This is a genomic window from Phascolarctobacterium sp. (genome assembly GCF_030531065.1).
Taxonomy (GTDB): domain Bacteria; phylum Bacillota; class Negativicutes; order Acidaminococcales; family Acidaminococcaceae; genus Phascolarctobacterium_A.
Genome location: NZ_JAUNOQ010000022.1, coordinates 23,044 through 29,401, shown reverse-complemented (window position 1 = coordinate 29,401; position 6,358 = coordinate 23,044). Strand labels below are relative to the sequence as shown.

The following is a 6,358-nucleotide window of genomic DNA, read 5'->3' as shown; positions in this document are numbered from 1 at the left end:
AACAGCACCATGCTTGAGCATGGTGCTGTTTTTATATGCGCAGACATCTGCCGACGCAGTTTATTCTTCTAATATTTTATTTACAAGCGCTTGAATGTGTAGCTGCATGGTATCTAAAACAGGAACGGATAAAGTCTTGTTTTGGAAAAGTAGGGGAAGTTCCGTGCATCCTAAAATTAGCGCTTCAATTTTTTCTTCTTGCGCCATTTCTTCTGCTATATGTATAAATTGGTCGCCTGTTTCTTCTTTAACGATTCCCAATTCCAATTCGTTTAAAATGCGGTCTGCAATGTAGTCCCTGTCTTTTGCTTTCGGAATAACAATTTTGATTCCTGAATCTGTAAACGATTTGGTGAAATAATCGCTTTCCATAGTGGCGCTAGTTCCTAGTAAGCCTACTTTTTTAAAGTTTTGCCTTTGTGTTTCTGCGCGGGTAGTTTCTACGATGCTTACCAGGGGAATGGGCGACAGTCTTTGCAGTTCTTGAAAGACCATATGCCCCGTGTTACAGGCTAAAGCGCCTACATCAGCTCCTGCGGCCGCAAGATTACGGATGCCTGCCAGTAAGTAGTTTGTCAGACCTTCTTTATCGTTTTGAGAACTCATGCGAATTACTTCAAAGCAGCTAAGGCTTTCAATTACAAGCGGTGGGAAAAACGGCTTGTTTAATTTTTTTTGCACGCCGTAAACAATCCCTAAATAATATGGTACGGTAGCTTCGGGGCCAACGCCGCCGATGAGGCCCAATTTTTTCATGCTTCTTCCTCCAATCTTAGCTCAAAAAATATTTGTTCTTCAAAAATTACCCCTTGCAAAAGGATTGGCGCTTTCCCGGCGAAGCGGAAGCCGCTTTTACTATATAGGTTGGCTGCCGGGTGGTTGCCTGCCCAAGTATCAAGCCTGATTACTTTGCAGCGCTTTTCTAATCATCACCGTGCCTCCTTGCAATTTATTTATACTTAGTATATACTGAAAAACAGCATAAGTAAAATCAATGATTGTTATCATAACATTTTGAAAGGTTATTTGAAGATGAACAGATATGTTGCACTGCAAAAAATAGTCGAGCTGGGCAGCTTTACAAAAGCGGCAGAGCTTTTAGGTTATACGCAACCGGCTATGAGCTTGATGATTTCTTCGTTAGAAAAAGAATTATCCATTAAATTGTTGTACCGTTCCAGATATGGTGTCCGTTTGACGTTGGAAGGAAAGCAGCTCTTTCCCGCTATTCAAAAAACTGTTTTGCAGTATAATTCTATGCTGGAAATTGCGAAGCAAATAAGGGGCTTGGATTCCGGAGTTATCCGCATAGGGACGCTTTCGAGTATTTCCTGTCATTGGCTGCCGCCGCTGATTAAAAAATTTCAGCAGCAGTACCCGCGCATAGAATTTATTTTGCATCAAGGTGATAATAATAGCATTCCGGAATGGGTGAGGACGGGCGAAGCGGATTTTGGTTTTGTGAATCTTGACGTGCTGGATAAGGTGCAGGCCAAGTTTATCAAAGAGGGAGAGTACAGGGCTGTTCTTCCGCTGCACCATCCCTTGGCTGGAGCACAGTACGTTACTTTAGAAGCTCTGGAGCGCGACCCTTTTTTAGTCATTGAGGAAGGGGCGTTGAGCAAGCCTTTGGAGGCCTTCCGGCAAAGGGGGCTGGAGCCTAATGTAAAGATTCGCGTGCATGACGATTACTCCATTTTATCAATGGTAGAATCAGGCTTGGGCGTTAGCATCCTGCCGGAGCTTGTTTTGCGGAAAACGAATTATCAGGTTGCTATTTTGCCCATACGTCCTGCTGTTACCCGCAAAATCGGTTTAGTAATGAAGGATAAAAACTCTTTGCCGATTGCCAGTAAATATTTTATAGATTATCTTTTTGAAAGCGTCGACGATTTGCCGTGAATTATTTTGTAAAATTTGACAAGGGATTTACTGGATTATGAAAAACTCTAATTAGGGTTATGGACGAATGCTTAGCCTAAATTATTAACCGCTTTCTTAATCCTGCTTCTTGTGTTATAATAAAGCGGAACATTAAGACTGTATAAAGGAGCTTGCAAAATGCGTATTATTATAGCTGGTGCGGGTAAGCTGGGCTTTAGTATTGCACAGCTGTTGGCAGAAGACCAGTTTGACGTAGTAGTTGTAGAGGTAGACCCAAAGCGTAAGGAAGTAGTGCAAAATTCGCTGGACGTTTTGGCTATCGAGGGCAATTCCTGCAGCCCTACAACCTTTGCCGATCCCGACGTTTGCGACGCCGACGTTTTAATCGCCTGCACTGACAGCGACGAAGTTAATATGGTAACCTGCCTGATGGCTAAGAACCATGGCATTAAGCATACCGTAGCCCGTATTCGTAATGTGGAATATGCGGTGCATGCGCCGGAAATGCTTAATAAGGATATGAAAATCGATTTGGTAATTAACCCGGAGCGCATTACTGCTGTGGAAATCGACCATATTCTGATGACGCCGTCTGCCTTGAATGTAGATGAATTTGCCGAGGGCAAGGTGCGCATGTTTGAGGCGAAGGTTAAAGAGGATTCGCCGCTGATAAATATTCCATTAAAGGATTTGAATATACCTAAGAATATATTGATGGCTATGGTATTTCGCCGCCACAGGATGATTATTCCCCGCGGTAACGATTACGTCATTCCCGGCGATAACGTTTATTTTGTAGGCAAGCACGACGCCATTCGCGATTTTGAAAAAAGCTTCTCTAATACCTATGAGAAATTAGAACGAGTGCTGATTATCGGCGCAGGCCGTACAGGGCGGTTTTTAGCGCCCATGCTGGAAAACCAGGGCATTCAGGTCAAGGTTATTGAAAAAAATAAGGAGCGCTGCCAACTATTGGCGTCCAATTTAAAACGCGGCTTGGTGCTGTGCGGCGACGGTACGGATATCGACCTGTTGATGGAGGAGGGCGTTTCGGAGGCCGATGTAGTTATCTGCCTGACGGAGGACGATAAACTTAACCTTTTGCTGGCGCAGCTGGCCAAGCATTTGGGCGCACGTAAAACCATCGTCCGCGTAGCGCGCAAGGAATATATTGAGCTGATGGAAAAGGTGGGCGTGGATATCGTATTGTCCTCCCGTCTGCTCAGCGCCGGCGAAGTGCTGCGCTTCATCCGCAAGGGCGGCATTGTATCCGTATCCCTTTTGGAGGGCGCTCAGGCGGAAGCGCTGGAAATCATCGTGGGCAAGGGCAGCGAAGTTGACGGCGTGGCTGTGCGCGATTTGCAGCTGCCGCGGGAATGCCTGCTGTGCGCCATTGTGCGTGATAACGAGGCATATATTCCTAACGGCGATACGGTACTGCTGGCTAACGACCGCATTATTTTGTTCATCAAGAGTGAATTTTCCAAGAACACAGTGCCTATGTTTGAGGGCCGAGGGTAGACGCTATGGATGCACGGCTGGTAAATCGTTTATTGGGAAAATTAACGATAGCTTTTTCTTTAGTGCTGCTGCTGCCGTTATTGGCTGCTATTGCCGTAGACCGCGAGCATATTTGGATTTTTGCTTTTAGCTTGATTGCTTCGGTGACAGTGGCATCAATTTTTAATATTTATGGTACGCAGCGCCCACGGCAGCGCTTGCGTGTGCGCGAGGCCATTGCCATAGTTGGCTGCGGCTGGCTGTTGGTGTGCCTCATGGGCTCGCTGCCTTATTTATTTCTTAATCCCGCCGACCCTTTGGCCGCGGTTTTTGAGAGCGTGTCTGGCTTTACGACGACGGGCGTTACTACTGCGCAATCCTTTAATGATTTTCCGCCCAGCGTGTTAGTTTGGCGCTGTTTAACGCATTGGACGGGCGGTATTGGCGTCATTATGCTGTTCATTATCATCATGCCGCAGATGAACAGCGGCACCAGCTACCTGTTTAACGCCGAGCTGCCGGGAGCAGTAGCGGAACGTACTTTGCCTAAAATTAAGGAATCGGCGATGTTGATTCTTTCTGTTTATTTTTCGCTGACGCTGGTGGAGATAATACTGCTGCTTTTAGCCGGCGTGTCCCTGTTCCAGGCTATCAATCTGGCTTTGGCTACTATGGCTACGGGCGGCTTTTCCTATTACCATGACAGCTTGATTTCCTTTGATAATGTTTTTGTGGAAATCATTGCCATAGCCTTCATGCTGATTGCCAGCATGAACTTTTCGCTTTACTATAAAATATGGCGCGGCGATTGGCTGGCCTTTCGCAATGATACGGAGCATCGTTATTATTTGTTCATTTTGGCAGTTGCGGCTCTTTTGATTTGCGGCAATTTGTATCTGACCAATTATTTGCCCTTGGGCGAATGCCTGCGCCACAGTATTTTTCAGGCCGTATCCATCGGCAGTACCACCGGCTTTGCTTCGGACGACTTCGATAACTGGCCCAGCTTCAGCCGCAGCGTGCTTTTGATGCTGATGTTTGTCGGCGGCTGCAGCGGTTCTACGGCGGGCGGCATTAAAATATCGCGTTTGATAATTTTGCTGAAGGCCGGGTGGGCCGAGTTGCTGCGCACGCTGCACCCGCGTATCGTTTATTCCGTAAAAATGGGCGATAAGGATATCGACCCCATTGTCGTAGGCAATATTACGCGCTTTTTTTTCTTATATATATTGGTCTTTATCGTTTTGACATTATTGATTTCCTTGTCGGGCATTTCTGCAATGGAATCCATCGGCCTGATTGCCGCCTGCATGAGCAGCGTCGGCCCTGCCTTTGGCGTAGTAGGACCCACGTCGACCTACAGCAGCCTGCCGGATTGGGCGCGCTTTATCAGCATTGTGGCCATGCTGCTGGGGCGTTTGGAAATCTTTACCATGCTGGCTATCCTGCGTCCTGATTTTTGGCGCGACAAGCAGAATTGGTAAAAGCTTGGGAGATGGGGTATGAATACAAAGGTAATTTTATATCTTTTGGGAAGAATATCGTTCGGCATTGGCGCGGCGCAGTTCATACCTCTGCTGTTGGCCTTGTACTACGGTGAAGGCTGTTACGTTGATTTTACTTTGTCGATTTTTATTGCCGTTGTGCTGTGCGGCTTGTTTGATTATTACGGACGCGACGTTTCGCATAAGGATATATCGGTGCGCGAGGGCATCGGCACGGTCTTTTTTTCCTGGGTGCTGGCTGCGGCCTTGGGTTCGCTGCCATTTTGCTTCATGGGCGTGCTTGACCCGGTGGCCGCTTATTTTGAAAGTATGTCCGGTCTGACTACGACGGGCGCTACGGCCATTGCCAATTTGGAAAGCCTGCCGCGCAGCTTGCTTTTTTGGCGCGTTTTAACTCATTGGATTGGCGGCATAGGCATTATTGTGCTGTTCGTAGCCCTGCTGCCGCAGATTGCAGGCAGCGCTATGTATTTGTTTAACGCCGAGGTTACGGGCTTTTCCAACAGCCGTATCCTGCCGCGTATCCGCACTACGGCGATAGCGCTGTTTTATATTTATCTGTTGCTGACGATTATTTTAACGGGTATTCTGGCGGGTATGGGCATGAGCGAATACGACGCCGTTTATCATGCCTGTTCGGCTATCGCTACAGGCGGCTTTTCCAACTATGATAACAGCGTGGCGCATTTTGGCAGCTCTATGATAGAATATGCTTTAGGTGTTTTTATGATTTTAGCTGCCGGTAACTTTGCCGTTTATTACCAGGTCACGCAGAATGGCTTTAAGGCGTTGTGGCACGATTTGGAATTTAAGGTATATATAGTATTGGTGTTCAGCATCAGCGTGCTGATTACGGCCAATATTGTTATCGTCAACGGCTACAGTTTGGCCGATGGCTTTAAAACGGCTTTTTTTCATGTGGCTTCATTTGCGTCGACAACGGGCTTCGTGGCCGATAATTACGATAACTGGCCTTCGTTTGCCAAGCTGCTGCTGGCGCTTACTTTTTTCACCGGCGGCTGCGCAGGCTCGACTGCGGGCGGCATTAAAATCTGCCGTTTGATTGTGCTGCTGAAAACTGTGGCGGCCGAGCTGCGGCGCACGCTGCATCCGCAAATGCTGCTCAATGTTTACTACAGCAGAAAGCCTTTGCCGGTGCAGACTATTATCAACATCAGCCGTTTCTTTTTTGTATATATTCTGTTAGTGGCCGCTTTGTCCCTCGTGCTGACTTTTGACGGAATGGACGTAACGGAAGCAATTTTTGGCGTGGCATCCTGTATGGCCAGCGTGGGCCCGGCCTTCGACAGTATCGGCGCGACCGGAACTTATGCGCAGGTACCGGCGTGCAGCAAGGCGGCGCTGTCCCTGGCTATGCTGTTGGGCAGACTGGAGCTGTTCACGGCTTTGGCTTTGCTGCGCAGCGAATATTGGCGTAACAGTAAACGCTGGTGAGCAAACAAAAATTG

Annotated in this window: 5 protein-coding genes; 4 read left to right on the top strand and 1 reads right to left on the bottom strand. The window is 47.5% G+C overall.

Translation table 11 applies throughout. The annotated features are described in order from the left end of the window. Window positions 1-60 precede the first annotated feature (60 nt). Window positions 61-756, bottom strand: a complete 696-nt coding sequence (locus Q4E64_RS10945; protein ID WP_303167954.1) for an aspartate/glutamate racemase family protein — start codon at window positions 754-756, stop codon at window positions 61-63. Between the two features lie 276 nt (window positions 757-1,032). Between Q4E64_RS10945 and Q4E64_RS10940 the strand changes: the two genes are divergently transcribed. The 4 genes from Q4E64_RS10940 to Q4E64_RS10925 all read left to right on the top strand — a co-directional run bounded on the left by Q4E64_RS10940 (window position 1,033) and on the right by Q4E64_RS10925 (window position 6,344). Continuing rightward, window positions 1,033-1,902: a LysR family transcriptional regulator gene (locus Q4E64_RS10940; protein WP_303167953.1), complete on the top strand. Its 870-nt coding sequence runs from the start codon at window positions 1,033-1,035 to the stop codon at window positions 1,900-1,902. 159 nt (window positions 1,903-2,061) lie between these two features. Then, entirely contained in the window at window positions 2,062-3,405 is a 1,344-nt protein-coding gene (trkA, locus tag Q4E64_RS10935) for a Trk system potassium transporter TrkA (RefSeq protein ID WP_303167951.1), read from the top strand. Window positions 3,406-3,410: 5 nt separating this feature from the next. After that, the gene (locus tag Q4E64_RS10930; RefSeq protein WP_303167950.1) at window positions 3,411-4,868 is read left to right on the top strand and encodes a TrkH family potassium uptake protein; all 1,458 of its coding nucleotides are present in this window, start codon (window positions 3,411-3,413) and stop codon (window positions 4,866-4,868) included. Between the two features lie 18 nt (window positions 4,869-4,886). Further along, a complete protein-coding gene (locus Q4E64_RS10925; RefSeq protein WP_303167948.1) occupies window positions 4,887-6,344 on the top strand; it encodes a TrkH family potassium uptake protein in 1,458 nt (485 codons plus the stop codon). Window positions 6,345-6,358: the final 14 nt, after the last annotated feature.